Origin of the sequence: Dyadobacter jiangsuensis, assembly GCF_003014695.1 — a bacterium.
Classification (GTDB): domain Bacteria; phylum Bacteroidota; class Bacteroidia; order Cytophagales; family Spirosomataceae; genus Dyadobacter; species Dyadobacter jiangsuensis.
Genome location: NZ_PYAS01000003.1, coordinates 267587 through 287940, shown reverse-complemented (window position 1 = coordinate 287940; position 20354 = coordinate 267587). Strand labels below are relative to the sequence as shown.

At 53.1% G+C, this 20354-nt stretch carries 12 protein-coding genes; 5 read left to right on the top strand and 7 right to left on the bottom strand.

Annotated elements, in window-relative coordinates:
• Positions 1-2: 2 nt before the first annotated feature.
• The 6 genes from CLV60_RS07210 to CLV60_RS07185 form a co-directional block, all read right to left on the bottom strand.
• A complete protein-coding gene (locus CLV60_RS07210) occupies positions 3-4784 on the bottom strand; it encodes an SH3 domain-containing protein (RefSeq protein ID WP_106594699.1) in 4782 nt (1593 codons plus the stop codon).
• 24 nt (positions 4785-4808) lie between these two features.
• Positions 4809-6128, bottom strand: a complete 1320-nt coding sequence (locus CLV60_RS07205; RefSeq protein WP_106594698.1) for a hypothetical protein — start codon at positions 6126-6128, stop codon at positions 4809-4811.
• 36 nt (positions 6129-6164) lie between these two features.
• A complete protein-coding gene (locus CLV60_RS07200; protein ID WP_106594697.1) occupies positions 6165-6476 on the bottom strand; it encodes a hypothetical protein in 312 nt (103 codons plus the stop codon).
• 23 nt (positions 6477-6499) lie between these two features.
• A complete protein-coding gene (locus CLV60_RS07195; protein ID WP_211302206.1) occupies positions 6500-7756 on the bottom strand; it encodes a hypothetical protein in 1257 nt (418 codons plus the stop codon).
• Between the two features lie 9 nt (positions 7757-7765).
• Positions 7766-10288: a hypothetical protein gene (locus CLV60_RS07190; protein WP_146151527.1), complete on the bottom strand. Its 2523-nt coding sequence runs from the start codon at positions 10286-10288 to the stop codon at positions 7766-7768.
• Between the two features lie 85 nt (positions 10289-10373).
• Positions 10374-10823: a response regulator transcription factor gene (locus CLV60_RS07185; protein WP_106594695.1), complete on the bottom strand. Its 450-nt coding sequence runs from the start codon at positions 10821-10823 to the stop codon at positions 10374-10376.
• 173 nt (positions 10824-10996) lie between these two features.
• On the opposite strand from CLV60_RS07185, the gene CLV60_RS07180 reads away from it, so the two are divergent.
• The 3 genes from CLV60_RS07180 to CLV60_RS07170 all read left to right on the top strand — a co-directional run bounded on the left by CLV60_RS07180 (position 10997) and on the right by CLV60_RS07170 (position 16492).
• Positions 10997-12037: a methyltransferase gene (locus tag CLV60_RS07180; RefSeq protein WP_106594694.1), complete on the top strand. Its 1041-nt coding sequence runs from the start codon at positions 10997-10999 to the stop codon at positions 12035-12037.
• A gap of 320 nt (positions 12038-12357) precedes the next feature.
• Positions 12358-13881, top strand: coding sequence for a sulfatase family protein (locus tag CLV60_RS07175; RefSeq protein ID WP_106594693.1), 1524 nt, complete (start codon positions 12358-12360; stop codon positions 13879-13881).
• A 229-nt stretch (positions 13882-14110) separates the two neighbouring features.
• Complete coding sequence (locus CLV60_RS07170; protein ID WP_106594692.1) at positions 14111-16492, top strand: ABC transporter permease; 2382 nt, start codon at positions 14111-14113, stop codon at positions 16490-16492.
• Between the two features lie 17 nt (positions 16493-16509).
• On the opposite strand, the gene CLV60_RS07165 is transcribed toward CLV60_RS07170, so the two are convergent.
• A complete protein-coding gene (locus tag CLV60_RS07165) occupies positions 16510-18090 on the bottom strand; it encodes a Na+/H+ antiporter (RefSeq protein ID WP_106594691.1) in 1581 nt (526 codons plus the stop codon).
• 151 nt (positions 18091-18241) lie between these two features.
• On the opposite strand from CLV60_RS07165, the gene CLV60_RS07160 reads away from it, so the two are divergent.
• The gene (locus CLV60_RS07160) at positions 18242-19192 is read left to right on the top strand and encodes a tyrosine-protein phosphatase (protein ID WP_106594690.1); all 951 of its coding nucleotides are present in this window, start codon (positions 18242-18244) and stop codon (positions 19190-19192) included.
• 55 nt (positions 19193-19247) lie between these two features.
• On the top strand, positions 19248-20342 hold the full coding sequence (locus CLV60_RS07155; RefSeq protein ID WP_106594689.1) for a PCMD domain-containing protein: 1095 nt from the start codon (positions 19248-19250) through the stop codon (positions 20340-20342).
• Positions 20343-20354: the final 12 nt, after the last annotated feature.

The window sequence follows — 20354 nt, the reverse complement described above, 5'->3', positions numbered from 1 at the left end:
CCTCAACCAACCTGAATATGCAAATGATTATCATTATCAGGAAACACATACCCCAGCTGCGGCACAAGCGAACTTAGCCGGGGATCGATCAGCAGGGTACTGCTTACGCTGCTGAATTTTTTCAAGTTTTTCCGACCGAAGAAATCGCTTTGCAGCGGCAGGCCGAAGCCCAGCCCTTTTTTGTAGGCTGCCGGAAGAGTCGTCAGGTATGTGAGGATATTGACTACCATATCCACGGCCCCGCCGGATTCGAAGCTTCCTCCGCGGAAGTTGATGTCGATACACCTGCCGACGCAATGCCCGGTGCATTTGCCGTTGGAGGGCTGCCGGATAAAACTGCCGATCACGATGTCGCGGAAATTGGCGGCTTTGGCACATTCGCAAATGTGCGCGATGACGAGCAGCACTTTGACGACGGATGTTTTTGGATTGACCTGGTGTACTTGTGTACCGCTGGCGATCCGTTCGAGCTGGTCTTTCGAGCCGAATTGCCGGTTGGTTTGCACAAATCCCTCCGCCACGATATCCAGGATCTTTTGTGCATGTTGCCGGTTGGTATCGAATATGCTTCCTGGTGTTGCCGGCTGAGTTGGCTGAGCCGGAGCGTCGGTAATGCCTAGCGCGGCTTTCATGCGCGCCCATGTGAGGGGGCCAATAATGCCGTCGGCCCCGGACTCGGAAAAACCCTGCTGCAATTGCCATTGCGATACCGCTTCGGCAAAGGCTTCTTCGCCCAGACTGACATTCGAATTGCCGGTGAGCGGCAGCAGCAGCGCATTAATAGCGTCATAATGCGTTCCCCAGCCCAGCGAGTCGGCATAACGGCGGTTTTGGGCAATTGCTTTCGAAATGTCCCTTACCTGATTTTCAATATCACCGTAAAGATCTTCCGATTCAGGGCCGTCGGATTCGTAGTCCTCCGTTTGGGCATATTCACTTTCCATACCATAAAATGTCGCTTCATCCATGGCCTCCCGGTGCCGCATTTCATTGACGGGGATATCGTATTGTTCGCTTTCGACGTATTCGTGGGTAATGGTCGGGTGGCCGCTTACCGGGACGTACCCGCCGATATTTTCACAGATCACCTGCCCTATCCCGATCGTCCGGAGATCGAAGTGCATAATATCCCCGCTGGCTCTCGGGCCGAAATCGGTGGCGCCCCACGCGAGCCCGGCTACCTGCCTGAGCGCGTACACGAGGTCGGTATGGAGGTTCAGGAAACCGTTGAGCGCGACCTTACCGCTGAATGTCGCCGATGCGCGCCAATAGGCCAGTTCGGAGGCATTACGGCGAAGGTAATCGATGAACTCGTCGCTATGGGTTTTCAGCTGCCGGTGAACGGCCCGCGTATCATCGCCATGCGCCTGGGCAATCGAATGCAGGTATTCGAAAATATTGGCACCCGGTAGCGACTGATTGCCAGCCGCATTACGAAGCGCCTGGATCATCCTGACCCGTTCTTTCAGCAGCTCTTTGTCGTATTGAATCCAGCCCGCCCCGATCCAGGGATTGGCATAGGCATGAATATCGATCGCAAGGCCAAAGCCGTGCAGCGCCTCTTTCTCTTTCGAAAGCCTGGCACCGCTGTAACGGGTATCCGCCGTAAAACCGAGCGCCTTGCCCAGTGCGGCAGGAGTAAGTCCTTTGTATGCGGTTTGATTTAAAAGCCACTGTTCGGCTTCTTTCATTTTCCGGTACAGCAGCAAATGCACGCCGTCGGTGAGCTTTACGCCCAGCCAGGCCGGTTTAACAATATATTGAAACCAGTTGGCGGCGCTGAATTCGTTGTTCGTCAACGGACCTATCCGCGATTTGATCACCGCCCTGTTCAGCTGGCCCTGGCCGTAAAAACCGGCGCTATTGAGCGGGTACTTCAATTTATGTTCAAAAAACCCAAGCGTTTCAAATGTCGATGGCCCCAGAATACCATCCTGATCGACCTCGGCCAGGTAGTTGGCGATCTGGAACTGGTGGACGGCCTCGGTAAAAACAGCGTCGGCGACCGTCGCAGAGGTAATTATGTCGAACGCCCTGGCCGCATTGGAAGTATTGTAAGCGTCGAGCATCTCCCTTATGGCATTCAAATCGACGGTTTGGGCCAGCTTCGCTCTGATATCCGCGAACGGAATGCCCGCCTTGGTTATCTGTGAAGTATTCGTAGTCGTGCATTTCTTATTGGTAACGGGGTCGAGCACCGAATAGGTCTTGCCTGCGTGTGTGAGGCTCAATTTCGGTTTACGGCGTCCGGCTTCATCCTCTTCCGCCCAGGCCGGTGCATTGCCTGTCAGGTTGTCGAGCAGTTCGGCGGTTTCTTTCACGATCAGTTTCACCTTCCGCAGCCTATGGTTTTTCAATGCTTTCCGGAACGATTCGAGGACTTTCGGATCGATCGACTTCGATACGATCAGGCGCCGCTCGGCTCGGGTAAGGAGCAGCCGCTTGATGTCCGCCATCGTCCGGACATCCTTGTAGAATTTAAAATTTTCGATTAGCGCCTTTTTTAATGTGTCATTCTCAAATGCTTTGTCAATGGCATTTCCTATCCATTGCGCACTCATTTGCGGGCCGGATAGCGTCATGCCCAGTTTCGGACTTCTGCCCCCTTTCACTTCAATCACATAAATACGCACACGATCTCCGCTGACCGAAAATCCGATGAGGTCGATCCCGTGCCCGGAGCCATTGTACTGCCCGGGAATAACATGGTCCATTTGTACCTTCACTCCGCCGCCAAGGTCCATGCCGTCGTTGATCAGCATTTCCCGCACCAGTTCTTCGGCCTCTCCGCCGGTTTTCAAACCCAGGTCAACATCCTCCGCCTCAACCCAATCCTCAAATTCGTAATCAATTTCCTGGTCGGCTGCCGGTACGATCAGCTCCATTCCCGCAGCACTCACTTCCTTGATCGAATCAATAGTGCCGAATACGGCGTGGCTTAGCTCGATGTACGCATAGTAATCCTGGGCTTTACTGAAACCGTTGATAGCTTTTTTCAATGCCGGAGCGGACACCATCTTCCGGATCTTCATCAATGCGGCCGATTTGGAGAGCAACTCTTCTATTTTTCTGAATTTAGCCGCGAATCGTGCAGGAACACTTGCGCCGGAAGTCAGGATGAAAATGACTACTTCAAACAAAATCCAACCCACCAGTTTACCGATCGAATAGAGCTTTTTCCTCGGGTCGATGGCGTTGAGGTCGCTTCTGATTTCATCGACTTTCTCCCCGACTATGTCCTTGATAACCTGCCAAACGGCAGAAGCCGCGTCCGCGAGCGAGAGTTCCGAAAACTCCTTGTAGAGATCGTACAACTGCTCGAACAGCGCGCCTGTGAAAATACTTTTGATAAAATCCCATAGCCCTTTGACCGTATCGATCGCCGAGTCGATAAAACCGTCTGCGATCCCTTCCAGAAACCCGACAATGCTCTTTCCAACCACGATCGCCGCATTCTTCCAGTCGGGACGGACGCCTACGATCCGGCTGTCGCGGAGCATTTTAATGTAGGTCTCGTTAGGAAAGTAAATAAACCTGTTCTCTTTCAACCGGATGGTTTCATAAATCGTACGGGTTTCGGCCATGTCGCGGTCGAGCACGTGATTGCGCCACCAGGTGGTACTTTGTCCCTGGTAATCCAGCGCGTCGCCGTCCGCATTGAGGATACTGAATGCATGGATGATCGTGCGCCGGTCGTTACCGATCTCGATTTCATAATTGGGATAAAACCGTTTTACCAGCGTATCCAGCGCGTCGTTTTTCTTCACCAGGTAAGCGCCTGGCGGCGTTTTGATGGTTACGGACTCCGGCGCCTTGGAGGTATCCGGGGTGGCCAGGTAGTATTTCTGAATCCAGCCCGACTGCCCCTTTTGCGTAAGGATTTTTACCCAGTCCTGTTCAGATGCGATGGTCGAAAAGCCGATCACCGTCACACGCTCGCCGTGGGGATACACGACGTCATTCCGCTTGTGAGCCGTACTCGGCTTGTCGTGAAGGTAAATCCCAGGATTCCCTTTCACATAGGCAGTATAGTTAACGGCAGTCTCTGCAGGTGCATTAGCCTTTTTGGATTTTTCCGCTTCGGCCAGCACAAACGTCCTGATCGCCGCCCAGGTCTTTTCGCCCAGCCGTCCGTCGATCATATTACCCTTGAAACCCAGTTTGGGCTGCCACAATGCCACCGCCTTTGCAAACAGCTCCTGGTTCGGGGATTCGTTATGGAAACCCAGCACTTTCAGTATTTCCAGCTCAAATTTCTCCCATCCCAGTATTTTGGCCAGCTTTTCATTGGCTACCACAGCTGTTTTGAAATTGACACCGGAAAATGACGCCTGGCGGATGATCGTTTTCAGCATCGCCGTCCACGTCGAGGGCCCCAGCATTCCGTCCGCGGGGTGCAGGTCATTGCCGCTTTGCCATTCGGCCACCGCATAGGCGAAATTCTCCTGCGTCGGAGAGCTGTTGGGATAGCCCAGCAATACATTGATTTCGATCTCAAAATACGACCAGCGCAGCTCGGCGGCGTACCGGTCATTCCATTCGATCGCCTTCGGCAGATTTACCTCTTCGTCCAGGAGCGCCTCGCCAGAATACAGGTTCTGTAAATCCCAATCCTGCTCCTCGTCCACGATAATAGCCTCCGACGATTCACTTTGAAGGTCCTCGTCGTCGGTGAGCCAGAAATCCGCGATCGGCGCGCCGGCAAGCATTTGGTCGATGCTTTCATATTCGTTACCTGTTTCGCTCCCGGTTTCGGGAACAAAATCAATGAATGGAGATTGCATAAGATCGGAATTTACAGGTGGCTGTTAATTGAGCGCGGGGTTCACACGGGCACCGTTCGACTGCACGCGCACAGTACCGGTAATGTTGGCCTCCGGATTTTTGATTTTGTGCCCGGTGGCTTTCTCCCAGTTGTTGATCACCGTCAGGATATCCAGCAACGCGTCGCGTTCCGCCGGGTCGGGCGTCACGCCCGGTAGTCCCCGCTGGCTTTCGATCACATTTCGGATCCAAACCGACGGAGCGGTGAGTTCGAACGTCCCAAACTCGATATTCCTCAGTATAGTGGCCATAGGTGCCGCCATATCAAACAATGCCTGCGATTTCTTGTGCGCTTCGAGCCCTACTTTCTTACCAATATTGTCCAGCCGTTCGGAAGCCGTGTTGGCCTGGCAACCCAGGAAGTTCACCAGCGGGCTGTCGGTCGAGACGATGTACATCAGCCAGGTCATGAATCCTACGCTCGCATATTCCTGCCGCGACAAGTTCATATACCGGTAATTCGACAGCGTAAGCGTACCGTTACCGCCGCGGCGGGCCAGCAGGATTTGCCGGATTTTGGTAGCCATATCAATGATTCGCTGATAGTCGGTGGTATTGGCACCGCTGGTATTGTTGGCATTGATGTATGCCTGCCAAAGTTCCGCAAGAAGCTGTTCAAACAGCAGCACAAATTCCCTGTTCGCAGTTTTGGCTTTGTAGTAAGCAAACTCCGCATTGGAAGGATCGCCAAATGCCAGTTCCATCCCAAACATCCGCTGGTACGCGTTCCGGCGCTCCCCTTCCGGCCCGAAGCGCAGGTCGCCCGCAATGTTCCGGTAGCTGGTGTTGGACAGGGTCTTGAAGAAAAGGCTTTCCGTATTATTGATCCACTGGACGGCCTGTTGCTGCATGGGGTCTGTTGCGCTGGCCACACCTAATACTTCGTCATGCTGAAACAAGTGGATGAGTCGGCCGATGATCTGCGCGATACGCGTGTTCTCGATCATGTACGCGTATATGAGATGGTACGGGGGCGCATCGGTGCCCTCGAAAGCGGGCGTACCGTCCGCTGTCAGCAGGTTGATCGGGCCCCTGGTCATATCGAACCAATGTCGCTGGATGGCCTTGTCGATCACCGACGGATCTTCGTAAAAGATGTAGTTGTCCCGGGTAGCGGCATTGTATGAGCCTGTATCCGGAATCACCGGAAGCACTACAGGCGGCGTGATGAGCGGAACGGTATCCCTGCCGGGAATACCTGGTCCAACGGGTGCTGCCGCGGCGTAGTCGCTGAGCAGCGCCGGATAATTATCCCGCACATTCTCCCTATTCGTCGTGAAAATGAGATGATCTATGAAATCCATGTCTGATTTTTTTAAAGTGAATGAATACCTGAAATGCTAATTGTCACCCGGTTTGAGGTAATTGCTCCGCGTACTCAGGTACGTCTTGTTCCGCCGGTCGTACTCCTTGCGGGTGGCCGCGGTTGCCTTTCCCGTAGCATGCTGCTGCCGGCTGACGATATAAGCTTCCCGTTTCTTTTTTACATCTTCGAGCAAACTGGCATAGTCCATTTTGTTCCTCACCAGCTCGGCGTACACGGCCGGGTCGGTATTACAGTCCAGGGACAGCAGTGCCAACGCATTTTCGATGTTTTCGATGAAACCGGTCATGCTCTGGATGTCCCGGTCGAAGCTATCTAACTGATCCATAAAATATCCGTTTAAAGGTTTTTCTAATTCATTTCAACCGAGAAGCCCAGCTTGGTCATCCAGTCTTCCTGCTGCTTGTACAGCGCGGGCAGGTCGCCCGTACCCACCCCTATTTTGTAACCATTCAAGGCGAGCAACCGCAGGCATTCTTTCCAGATCCACGCATGAGAAGTAAATAGCGCCGGGCCGGCCAGGTATTCGAGCTTGGACAGTTCCAGCGGCCCTGCCCGGTTGGGGTTAATCAGTTGCGATAATGATTTGCCGTCAAATGCCCGGTGGCCGGACCTCAACAGGATATTCACCACGTCGGTGAGTGCTTCCATGCATTTCCGGATGAGCGGTACCGAAGCGAAACTGACGAGTTCGATGTCGTAGTCGTTTTTGAATGCATCGAGCAGCGCGTCCCACGGGCCACTGCCATAAAACTCCCGGCACATGGTAACGTTCAGCATTACACGCAGGTAAGAAATCGGGTGTGGGTCGTTGGCATGAAATGCGAACACGCTGGCCGGCGACCCGCTGACGACATCGCTCAGAGCTGCCACCGCCGCGAAGCCGGTATGCACAAAGGCAAATGCGTCGGCTGCCATTTCAGAAGCCCAGCTGCTGAATGCGTGGGCCACTTCTGGCGGATAACCCGAGAGCTTGTTCTGCAACGCCAGGGCCAGTTCTTCATTCCAGCCCAGGATATGCGCTACCTGGTGACCCGTCTCGTGGATAATCGCGGTAGGCCTGTACAAGTTATGCTGGGTAACTTTGATCGCCGCCACCGGGCTGATCCGGCCATCCCAGAGCCGCAAGCCCGCTTTGAGGATCGAGGCACCCACGCCTTTGTCCACGTAAGTCAGTACCAGCGGTGTTTTCCGGCCCAGCGGTTGCAGGAGATCCTGCATACTTTTGATACATAATATATCACATGCCCGTAAAAGCGCCGCCAGCCTGGGGTTCGTGCGCGAGTTGATCGCGACGGTATAAAACTGGATCGTTTCTTCCGCTTTCAGGTATTTGTCCCGCAGTTGCAGGACGCCCCGCCGCACACTGCGCTGGTTATCCGGTCCGCTGCCCGTTTCGAGCTGCTGTTTCAAACCATTTGCAAATGCAATTACCTCATCGATACTTTGCTTGAAGGATGCTCTCAACAGCTGTTCCATGGTATGATCAATGCCCTGCCAGGCGGCTGCGGATGCCAGGTTTTCCAGCACCGCCAGCCGGTTGGCTGCCATGAGCCAGTGGTTGATCTGCCGCGTCAGCGACCTGTTGATGGATTCGGTTGCGTACATGAGGCCCGATCAGTCAAACTTTTTATCCGCTACAATGCTTATCTCCGGCGCCGTCAGGTTCGGGAACGAGAGGTCGGAAAGGTTTCCCAGCGACAAATTGCCGCGAATGGCGCTGATGACCGCCTTAATCGCCGACATTCCCTGTACGTTCGTCCACACGAGCTTGATCGTCACGCCATCCTGCGGTGCCGCCTGGGCGGTTTTGAACTCCGCGGCACGGGCCTTGAAGAAGGCAGCTACCGCATCGTAAGCCTTTCCGCTTAGTTTCTCGGTCATGGCCTCCACGATTTTCCCGATCATATCTTTTCCGGCAAGCTTGCCCAGCACATCCAGCGGCGCAAATTGCTCCTGCTGGTCGCCGATATGCTCGAAGTAGAGCTCCGGCACGGCTTCGTGCACAATCTTGACCTTACTCCCGATATTTTTCTTCAAAATATCCCCCAGCACGCCTTTTACCGCATTGCGAACGTGCATTGCAGCAGTGAGAAAATCACTTTTATTGAGGTTTTCGACAATCCCGCTCGCATCCTCCTCGCTGAAATAGTAATTCAGCCGGATCTCCGATTTGACAAAATTGAGCACCACCTGCACATCCGCCGATCTGCTTTCGGTGCCGGCCACCGGCTGTCCGTTTTCGGTAGTCTGGTGGTCTGTCCTTTTCACTTGCGGAATGCGCAGGCGCGCCCCGTCGATTTCGAGGTAATAAAAGCGCTGGCCTGCGGTCGCCCGGAAGCGTGTTGCCGTTTTGCGCGTCGGTACGCTGCGCCCCAATGCCGGTTCTTTCAGCAGCATCGCCGACGCCTCCGTACTCAGGGGCAACAACTGCACCCAGGCCCTCGGCTGCCGGGCATTCAGCCCCGGCAGGTTCTCGAACCTGCTGATAGTCGACAGTTTCCCACCCGAAGCAATCTCGTAAATGTGCACTTTCGCCTTCACCGGTTTGGCAGTATCGATGCCGTATTTGTCTTTCAGGAAATTGCTCAGCGGCAGGTTCCGGTACGTTTTTACCGTGGCAGCGGCTTTGGGATCGATCATGATCTCATATACGTGCGTAAATTTTTTATACAATTTCACAGCTCCGGCCCTGGGCATGCTCACCCACAGCGCCTTTTGCCTGGTAGGCCGCAATTCCTCGCGGATGTATTGCGGCGGGAAATGGTCGGCCGCGGCCTGCTCGAACGCTTCCAGCAAATGCATCGTCAGCGCTTCCTGGTCATTCAGGGCTGCTTCGTCCAGGCCTGTCATATGCTGGATCGTACCTTCCACCGTGTTGGCAATGGCTTCATAGGCGAGGTCCGTTTTGCCGGTTTCAGCCGTTTCGAAACCGATCGCACTCATGCCCACATCAATAATGCTTGCCGCGAGCGGCTTGGCCACATTGGCGGGCACATATTTTTCCACCAGTTTGGCGAGTAACCCCGCCAGGAAATTGATCACCTTCTGGCGACCGATAATGGTCAGCGCCATCTTGATCACCGGCTGCAAGGCAATCAGCGCCGCGGGCAGGAACCGTTCGATCGCCGGCGCCGGGCTTTCTCCCGGTTGCAGCGATTTCAATTCGCCGATAAACTGCTCCCGCGCTGCTGGGTAGCTTTGTTTTTCTACATAACCGCCTGTTTCGTAGCTCGTGAGCCGTTCGATGTTATCAAAAGACAGTTCATATTCCGCAACGATATGGTCGGTTTCACTTTCATTTGAGGAAAAAACCAGCTGTGCGATGTGGTTGTCGAACTCCATTTGCACCGCTTCCAGGTCAGCCTCGTGCTGGCCGGCGTCGCCGGCTGCTTCCGCTTCCAGGTTCAGGTATTTTTTGGATAATGTCTGCGCATAAGGACGCAGGTTCTGTGGCAGCTTGCCGATCGCGAACTTCAATACCTTTTCCAGCAAAGGCTTAACCAGCCCTTTGATTTTATTCAGAATCACATTCACAGGCAATATCTTACCCACTGCCGCAACACCCTTCTTGGCCAGGTCGATGCCCGTTTTTACAGCAGATTTGACTTTATTAAAAATCTTGCCGAAAAACTGCTCCTGCACAGGACTGAATGCGCCATGATTGAATTCCATCCGGTCGAAATAACTTTCCAGTTCCGCCATCGAATGGTCGGCCAGATTGTTGCCCGTAAAATGCTCCGATACCTTGTCGATCATGCCGGTTGTCTCCCGCAGCAACGGTTCGAAATACTCGTTGGCCTGGCGCGTGACAAACGGAATGTAGTTGCTTCCCATGGCGAGCTCGTTGGAAACCTTGCTGCGCCACGTATCCTCCACCTCATTGGCGAGTTCGTATAATGTTTCGGTAAATTCCGCGTCGTTCAGTTCGGAGAGTAGACTGACATACCCGGCACTCAACGGCCCGGCCGCGTCGCGGTCGGTGGTTTCGTAGGTCCTGGAAAACGGGCTGTCGATCTCAAAAATATAATTGTTCCCCTGGGGGCCGGTTTCGGCCGGGGCTTCTTCCTGTTCCCTCACAAAGACATCCGCGAAAGGAGTTTCGTATTGGCTGAGTACGCCATTCATGTTTCGATCCATAATCAACAATTTTAGGGATGATGAAAGTCACCCTGTAAAATTGCCCGGATCGCCGACCGTTTTCAATCCCACTAAAGGGGGATTTTCAGTCCTTGTCCGAGAAGGTCTCATGGTAATGGTGAATCAGTGCGGCCGTATTTTTCGCTCCTGTTTTTTCAAGAATGTTCTTACGGTGCGATTTCACGGTTTCGTAGCTAATGAAGAGCTTTTCCGCGATTTCATTGTTGGTGAGACCCTGCATAATCAGGCTGAGCACCTCTATTTCGCGGATACTGAGGTTGGTCGGTTTTACCTCGGCTTTCTTTGCCGCCAGCTTCCCGATCGAGAAGAGAAACAGTTCGGGGTTGTTGGTTTGTATTTTAATGCCCAGCTCGAAGGAGGAAACCAGGCTTTTGCCTACGGTAAGGATTTCCTGAATTTTGGCGAGAAGCCTTCTTTCCGTATCGTTATTCCATTCCTCGGAAGAAAAGAAGGAGATTTCCTCGCTTTTCTCTTCCTTGAATGTGCATACGTTAAGACTGAGCCTGGCTGCCATTTCGAAGAAATTTTACTTTCGCAAACTATTTCGGCAGGTTAGGTAGAGACTAATTTAGCCATTTCATCCGCTTCATCCTCCATTGCAATCAAGTATCTATTTACCGGTGAAGGCACAGCAAACTCCTTGATTTATTTCATATTTTTATTAGATAAATCAAACCCCGCTCTATCATGAACACAGCACCTGAAACTCATCAGATTACCCCGTCGCGGATCATGGAGACCGCAACGGCTTTCTTTGCATCCAAAGCGCTACTCAGCGCTGTCAAACTGGGTGTTTTTACCGCGCTTGCAGGCAAATCGCTCTCCGGCAAGGAGATTCAGGACGCATTAAATTTGCACGATCGTGGCGTTTACGATTTCCTCGATGCGCTCGTAGCCCTCGACTTCTTAAACCGTGAAGGTTTGCTGGATACCGCCCGTTATACCAATGCCCCCGAAACCGAACTTTTTCTCGACCGGAACAAGCCAACTTACATCGGCGGATTCGTGGAAATGGCCAATGACCGTCTTTACCCTTTCTGGGGTTCGCTGGAAGAAGCATTGCTTACCGGCAAACCGCAGAACGAGATCAAACACACGGGCAGATCGGTATTTGAAGAATTGTACGCCAAACCCGAACGTCTGAAACAGTTCATAGATGCCATGTCGGGTATTTCGATCGGCAATTTCATGGCGCTCTCCCGGAAGTTTGATTTTTCGACCTACTCCACATTGTGTGATATCGGCGGGGCTGCCGGCATACTGTCGGTGGAAGTGGCGCGTCAGCATCCGAATATGTCCTGCACCTCGGCCGATCTGCCGGCTGTCGAGCCCATTGCAAAGGAATACATTGCCTCCAAGGGCCTGAACGGGCGGGTAAGCACGGTAAATATTGATTTTTTCAAAGATGAGTTTCCCAAAGCGGATGTAATCACCATGGGCATGATCCTGCACGACTGGGATTTGGCCAACAAAAAAATGCTGATCCGCAAAGCTTACAATGCCCTTCCGGAAGGCGGCGCATTCATCGCGATAGAGGCGCTGATCGACGACGACCGGCGAAAAAACGCATTCGGCCTGCTGATGTCGCTCAACATGCTGATCGAATTCGGGGTAGCATTCGATTTCACCGGCGCCGATTTCGAAAAATGGACGAAAGAGGCCGGTTTCCGGAGGGTCGAAGTGATCCCCCTCGCAGGGCCGTCCAGTGCGGCGATTGCTTATAAGTGAGGTGTTATGACGGCCGACCGGCCATGATTATGTCATGTGTAGTCATGTGTAGTCAGGTGTAGTCAAGAATAGTCAGGAATAGTCACTGAAATACAATACTTGACCACTCATGACAACACCTGACCACGCTTCACCACTACCGTCGCAAAAATGCAATCGGCGGTCGGTCGTCAGCCGTCGGCGGTCACCATTCCCCAACCGTTAACTAACAAACCCCTACTCCGCGGTTAACTTCTTCTACAATTTGACTTTGAAACTAAAATTAGTTCGATATTACTCGCACTAATGCCAACGTCATCTTCTATTCAACAACCGCAAAAATGACTTTTAAAGAACGCCTCAGTAACCTGTCCGGTAACCCGGATATTCTCATCATCCTGACAGACCAGGAAAGAGCCACACAACATTTTCCCGAAAACTGGGAACAGGACAATCTCAAAACACTCACATTCCTGAAAAAGAATGGTTTCAGCTTCGACAGGGCATTCTGCAACACCTGCATGTGCTCGCCCAGCCGCTCGACGCTGCTTACCGGCCTCTACCCTGCCCAGCATCATGTAACGCAAACCCTCACCGAAGGCGGCAGGTATTCACCGGCAGAAGTCGAGCTGGATAATACCCTGCCCAATATCGCCCGCATGCTATTTGAAGAGGGCTATGACGTGCAATACCGGGGGAAATGGCACGTCAGCAAAGGTTCGGATGGCGGCAGCCCGGCGGCTTCCGACATTGCGATGTACGGTTTCAGAGGCTGGATCGCGCCGGACGCAGGTGAGGACACTGCGCCCGAGAATTTCGGCGGCGGATTTGCCAATCACGACAAGGCCTATGTGCAGCAGGCCATTGCGTACCTGCAAAGCGTCCGCGCAAGAAGACAAAAAGGCGATAAGCAACCCTACTGCCTCGTGGTGTCGCTTGTGAACCCGCACGATGTGCTTTGTTATCCCAAAGGCTTCAATTACGGCTACGGCAACGATTTTCTGAATGGGCCTATCGGACTACCGGCGACCGTAAACGAAGACCTCGCCACCAACGGCAAGCCTTCCGCGCAAGCGCAGGTGAAAGCGACGGGCGCATTGAGCCTGGGCCCGCTCAATACGCAGGAAAAGCAAACCAATTACATCAATTTTTACGGAAACCTCCTGCGTGTAGTCGACACCGAGATCGGCTTCCTGATCAAGGAACTTTACCAGGAAGTGGAAGGCAGCAAACTCGCCGACCAGGCGCTGGTGATCCGGCTCGCCGATCACGGCGAAATGGGTATGGCGCACGGAGGCATGCGGCAGAAAGCATTTGTTGCGTACGAAGAGGCTACCCGGATCCCGATGGTTATTTCCAATCCGGTACTCTTCCCCGAAGATGCGAGCCATAAATCCACCGAACACCTGTCGTCGCTGATCGACATTCTGCCTACGATCGCTGCGATCGCCGGTGCTACCGCGCCGCAGGGAATCAGAGGCACGAGCCTGTTGCCGCTGCTGGAAGAAGATAAGCCGGTGCAGGAAGCGATCCTGTTTACTTTCGACGATACCAAGGCCAGTGCTTCCAACAAGCCCAGCGTGGTGAAAGCGGCCAACCGCATCCGCGCCGTGCGTACGAAAGACTGGAAATACACGCATTATTTCGACGCGCTCGGCGGCTATCCCGATGAATATGAACTCTACGACCTCCGCCAACCCGACGCCACGGAATACGAAAACCTCGCCCATAAACCTGAATTTGCCGACATACGGAAGAAAATGGCCGCATTGCTGGAAGAACAGGTAAGGCAGAAGCTCCTACTCAACCCCGAGCCATTCGATAAGGAGAAGTTTCTGGAATGGTATGAGCGGCAAGGGGAGTAACGAGGGGGCGGGCTGACCGCCGACGACCGACCGCCGACCATGGACCCTGGTGCATGAACTACCGACTGTCGTTTTGTGATCGGCCGTCGGTGGTCGGCCGTCGGCGGTCAACGCTCTCTACAAAACGTTCATTTTTGAACAGAAATACACATACACACCACTGCTAATCAATCACTTACTAATCAGGAACAACTTTTGCAAGGGCCATCCCGAACCCAATCCGGCCCCCATGCTTAAGAACTACCTCAAACTGGCTCTTCGTATCCTGGTTAAAGACAAATTTTACAGCCTGATCAACATCCTCGGGCTGACCATTGGTGTTACCTGCGGCATGCTGCTGTTCCTGTACGTCGTGGACGAGCTCAGTTATGACCGCTACCACGAAAAAGCTTCCCGGATTTACCGGATCGTTTCGTACATCCGCGAACCCGACAAAATCAACAAATGGGTCAGCACGCAGCCGCCGCTTGTGAAAACCCTGAAACAGGATTACCCCTTCGTCGAGAACTACGTACGATTTTTCTCCAATGGCCGGGTGGCGTTCCGACAAGGCGAGCGCCGGTTCTACGAGGAAGATATTTATGCCGTCGATTCCACGGTCTTCGACGTTTTTACCTACCGTTTTATAGAAGGTAATACCAAAGCGCTGCAACAGCCGGGCAGCGTGGTGCTGACGCGTCGCGTCGCGGAGCGCTTTTTCGGAAAATCTCCTGCACTCGGCCAGATACTCCAAACCAACGACAGCACTTCCTACAAGGTCACGGGCGTGATCGAAGACGTGCCGAAAAACTCGCATTTCACATTCAATGCCCTGGTGTCGCTGGATCAGAACCAGCGCAATGCCGATGGCTGGGGCGGGTTTTATATCAACAGTTATTTGCTCCTATCCAAAAACGCCGACCTGAAAAAACTGGAAGCGGGCTTCCCCGGCCTTTATGAGAAATATATGTCCGGGATTTTCAAACGGATGGGCATTCACATTACCTACCAGATGCAGCCGCTCACCAGCATTCATTTGTATTCCAAATTCGATGGCGAAGCCAACGGCGATATTGGTTATGTGTACACGTTCAGCGTGGTGGCATTTTTCATGCTTCTGATCGCCAGTATCAACTATATGAACCTCGCGACCGCACAGTCGGCGCGGCGGGCAAAGGAAGTGGGCTTACGGAAAGTAATGGGCTCGCTCAAAGGCGCGCTTATCCGCCAGTTCCTCACCGAATCCATCCTCATTACGCTCATATCCCTGGTAGCCAGCCTCATTCTGGTGGCGTTGCTGCTGCCGTTTTTCAATAATGTTTCCGGCAAGGCGATCAGCTACATGCAATTGCTAAGCCCCCAGTTTATGCTCATCGGCCTGGCCGTGGTGGTATTCACCGGGCTGGTCAGCGGCAGTTACCCGGCATTCTACCTGTCGTCGTTCGAACCTGCCAGCGTGTTGAAAGGCACATTTAAGGCACGGGGCGGGGGCTTTTTCAGGAAAGCACTGGTGGTTACGCAGTTTTCGATCTCGCTGATCATGCTCATCTGTACCTGGATCGTCTACCAGCAGCTCAATTATATGCGGAACAAGGATATGGGCTACGACCGCGAACAGGTGCTCACGATTGATTATCAGGACGGTCAACCCAAAGACAAATACAATGCATTCCGGAAAGAGCTGCTCGATAACCCGAATATCCAGAGCGTCGCATCCGCGTCGGCGCCCGTGAGCAACATCGGGGGCAGGATCATTTTCACCGTCGAATCCAATGCAGGAATGAAGGAAATGGGGTTCAAGCCGACGGCGATCGATCATGACTACCTCAAAACGATGGGCATGAAACTCGTAGCAGGCCGGAATTTTTCGGACGAACTGCCCGCCGATACCGCCAACAGTGTGCTGGTCAACGAAGCCGCGGTGAAGCGGATGAACTGGAAAGATCCGATCGGCAAGAAGATTATCCTCGGTACCGTCCCGGCCGACGGCAAGAACCCGCCGCCAACGACCCAGGTAGCGGGCGTTGTTCGGGACTTTCACCAACAATCACTCTATAACCCGATCGAGCCGATGATTATGGTTTACCGCCGGGCCAATGGGGTGATTCATGTGAAAATCAAGACCCAAAATACTGCCGAAACCCTGGAATACATTGGCAAGAAATGGCAGCAAACCTATCCCGACAAGCTGTTTGAATACCGCTTCCTCGACCAGGATTTCGAGAATGCCTACCATGCCGACGAACTGCGCGGAAAGATCTGCACGGCATTTTCCGGCCTCACGATCCTGATCGCCTGCCTCGGGCTTTTCGGTCTGGCGACATTTACGACCGAGCAGCGCGTGAAGGAAATAGGCGTCCGGAAGGTGCTTGGCGGATCGGTTTCCAGCGTGGTACTGCTCTTGTCCAGGGACTTTACACGGCTTGTGCTGCTCTCATTCCCGATCGCGATACCGGTAGCCTATTTTGCCATGGACCGCTGGTTGCAGAGCTTCCCCTACAAGGCGGACATGAGCATCTGGATTTTTATCGCTTCCTGCATTGCGACGCTGTTAATCTGCTGGCTAACCGTCATTTACCAATCCCTGAAAGCGGCATTGGCCAATCCGGTCAAATCGTTGCGTTCGGAGTAATACGTTCTGAAAGCGGGTCACTGCATTTTGAGCCGCTCTTCTTCGAGGTCGATCAGGAAAAGCTGCTCGCGGATGATTTCCTCGTCCATGGCAGCCTCCTTGTTCGCCTCAACCAGGTAGCCGCGCTGGCTTTCGAGCATTTCAAGGAATATCACTTTTGTTTTCTCGCTCATCCAATCGTCATCAACAGCTTTGAGTTTTTCTTCCCAATGGTGCAAAAGCTTTCGGATGCCGTCATGACCATCGAAATCCCGCTCGTACTTGCCTCGCAGGAACTTATAGGTATGCTCACGCAAGCTTTGTTTCAGCCGCTTTCGCATGGCTTCGGGTGATTCGTCCGTCAAGCGACCGAAAATATTCGCCCGCCGGATCATGTAAGGCAACGTAAGGCCCTGTACCAGCAAAGTAAGCAGTATCACCACGAAAGTAATGAACAGGATCAGGTTCCGGTAAGGGAATTCGATACCATTATCCAGCACGACCGGTATCGACAGTGCCGCAGCCAATGATACCACGCCGCGCATACCCGTCCATCCCAGGAAGATCGGAATGAGCCATCGCCTGCGCGGTGAACTGGTGCGCGGTACCACGCCTGGCCGGAAGATCATCGTCGCGATCATCGCCGCATAGGAGCTGATCAGCCTCGCAACCACCAGCACACCTGTTACCAATACGCCATAGCCGATGGCCGTATGCAGGGGAATGCCCTTTAAACGCAGCCCTTCCACAATTTCAGGGAGCTCCAAGCCGATCAGCAAAAACACAATGCCATTCAGGATAAACACAAAGCTTTCCCAAACGCTATATCCGCGAATGCGGCTGGAACTGCTCAGAAATTGCAGGCGCCTGTTAGCCATAAACAACCCTCCGCTTACCACCGCCAGTACGCCCGAGCTATGCAGCTGCTCGGCAATCCAGTAGAGAAAATAAGGCTCGATTAATGTAAAAGCAATGTCCGAAGGCGCATCGGTAGGTAAACGCTTGTGCGCCTGTACGAATAGCCAGGCCAATAACAACCCGATCCCCACTCCCCCGATGACCATCCACAGGAAACTCAGCGTCGTATCCTGCCACACGAACTGTCCCGAAGCGACCGCCAGCAATGCAAAACGAAAGATAATAAGCGAGGAAGCGTCGTTCAACAGGCTTTCCCCTTCCAGGATCGCGGAGGTCGAAGTCGGGATCTTCACAAACCGGGTAATGGCTCCGATGCTCACCGCGTCCGGCGGCGAAACAATGCCGCCCAGCAGAAAGCCCAATGCCAGTGTAAAACCAGGGATGAAATGGTTGGTTACAATCGCAACGGACATTGCCGTAAAGAAAACCACGAGAAACGCGAAGCTGCTGATAATCCGCCACCACTTCTTCATTTCCTTGAAGGAGATCGTCCAGGTCGCTTCAAAAAGCAGCGGCGGAAGCATGATAAAAAAGATCAGGTCAGGATCAATTTTAACCACAGGCAGACCCGGAACAAGGCTCGTCAGCAGCCCCGCCACGACCAGTAATATCGGATAGGCAACCCGCAGCTTGTTGGCCAGCATTCCGAGCAGGACAACCGCCGCGACCATTGCCAGTAAAAACGGTAAAATACTATGCATGAAAATCGGCGTTTCTTGATCATGCAAAATAGAAAAACGCGCCGAATCCGACAGTCTTTCTAAACCTAATTCCCGGGTATTCTGTTGCTGATTTGATACAATTACCTTGCAGAAAGTAAAATGCAGGGCATTCTTACATCAACAACCTGTCATGAACACCCATCCATACAGAAATCCCCTCCTCAAAAAACTACATTTCCGGGCCTGGTGGCTTTTCGCAGTACTCGGCCCCCTGATGTTTTCCTGCAAAGTGAGTGTGCCCGCAAAGCATGATGGGAAGGCGGCATACCACGACCTCCTTACCCACGGCGGTGATTCGGTTGCCGTAGCGCAGCGTTACCTGGGTTTGGAGAATACCGTCAATTTCAGAGACCTGGGCGGATTGAAGACGAAGGAAGGCAGAACGGTCCGGAAAGGGATGATTTACCGGTCGGACAATCTATCGAAGCTCGAAACGAAGCAATTCGATCAATTCAATGCGCTGCGCATCGCGAGCGTGTACGACCTGCGCACCGACCATGAAATCGAAGGAAAAGAAGATCATTTACCATCCAATGTGCGCTACCGGCACACGCCCGTAGTGGAAGATAACGCCGGGGAAATCAAAGGGCTGAAAAAACGGGTACTCAACGGAGAAATCACCGAGCAGCAGGCAATGGACATGACCGCCAAGTTCTATGCCGACGCGGTAACCGTGCATGTGGGAGCGGTGAAGGCGATATTAAATGACATTACAGCCTCCGACCAGCCGGTGCTCTACCACTGTTCGGCAGGGAAAGACCGGACAGGCATTGTCTCGGCTCTGATTTTATCCATTTTGAATGTCGACAGGCAGCTGATCGTCGACGATTACATGCTATCCAACTACTACCGTCGCAACCGGGCCGAAAAAACGCTGGGTAAGGCAAAACTCGGCCGGATTATCAAGCCAAAACTAAACATGGACGCTATCGAAATCCTTTCGACCGTCGACGAGAGCTTCATCCGGGCTACATTCAACGCGATCGACAGCGCTTATGGCGGGATCGATCCATTCATCGAAAATCAGCTCGGAATCGACCAGGCAACCCGGGTGAAATTGGTCGCCAAGTTTACCGAATGATCGATACCGGCGGTGATAAAATTCCCCCGGGTGAAAAAATTGTTTAGTATTGCGTATGAAAAGTACAGTACTATTGGCCATGCTGGGCACATTCCTGACCATATCCGGGTGTATCAAACCGGAAGCGGAAAACATGGAAGCGGACATCCTGGTGATGACCTTGCCCGACTCGGTGCTGATATCCCCGCCGTCCATTACCAATACCAGCATTACCGCGTTTGTTAATTTCTCGAAGCTCAATATCAAGGCCGTAGCCCCGCAGTTCTCCATCACGGAGGGTGCGGGCATTCAACCGGCCTCTGGCACGCCGCAGGATTTCTCCAAGCCTGTGACCTACACCGTCACTTCCCAGGATGGCCAATGGCAAAAACAATACAGGGTCAGCCTGCTGCAAAACCTGGCACCGGACAATTTCATGTTCGAAAACTGGACGATCAATCCCGATGGTAACTACTACGTCCCCTATGAAATAGTCGAAGGCGAGCACCAGAATATCTGGGCCTCCGGCAACAGCGGCTTTTCGCTGATCGCCCCAGAAAAGCAGCCGGAAGCCTACCCTACCCAACGCAGTACCGTTTCCGAACAAGGCCAGTATGCGGCTTATCTTGAAACCAAATCGACCGGCACGCTTGGCGCGCTCGTGGGTATGCCGATTGCACCGGGGAATCTCTTTTTGGGGAGTTTCGATGCCCCAAAAGCGCTTACAGCCCCATTGGAAGCGACTATTTTTGGTGTCCCTTTCAATAAAAAGCCGCTGCGGCTGACGGGTTTCTACAAATACATTTCGGGCGGGCCGGTCACCGATAAAACCGGCAAACCGGTAACGCCCGAGAGGCAGGATATTTGCGACATTTATGCCGTGCTTTTCAAAGCGACGCCTGAAAAGCCGTTCCTCAACGGTAGTAATGTACTGACGGATCCCAGCGTAGTGGGCGTTGCGCAACTGGCCTCCGGCACGCCTACACCGGGCACCGGCTACCAGGCATTCAACCTCACATTCAATTACAAATCGGAAGTAAACGAGGACGACCTGGCCGCATTTGCCTACAAAATTGCCATCGTCTTTTCTTCCAGCAAAAACGGCGCGGTTTTTGAGGGGGCCGTCGGCAGCAAACTGTATATCGACGACGTGAAGCTCGTTACGCAATAATAGCTTAAAACC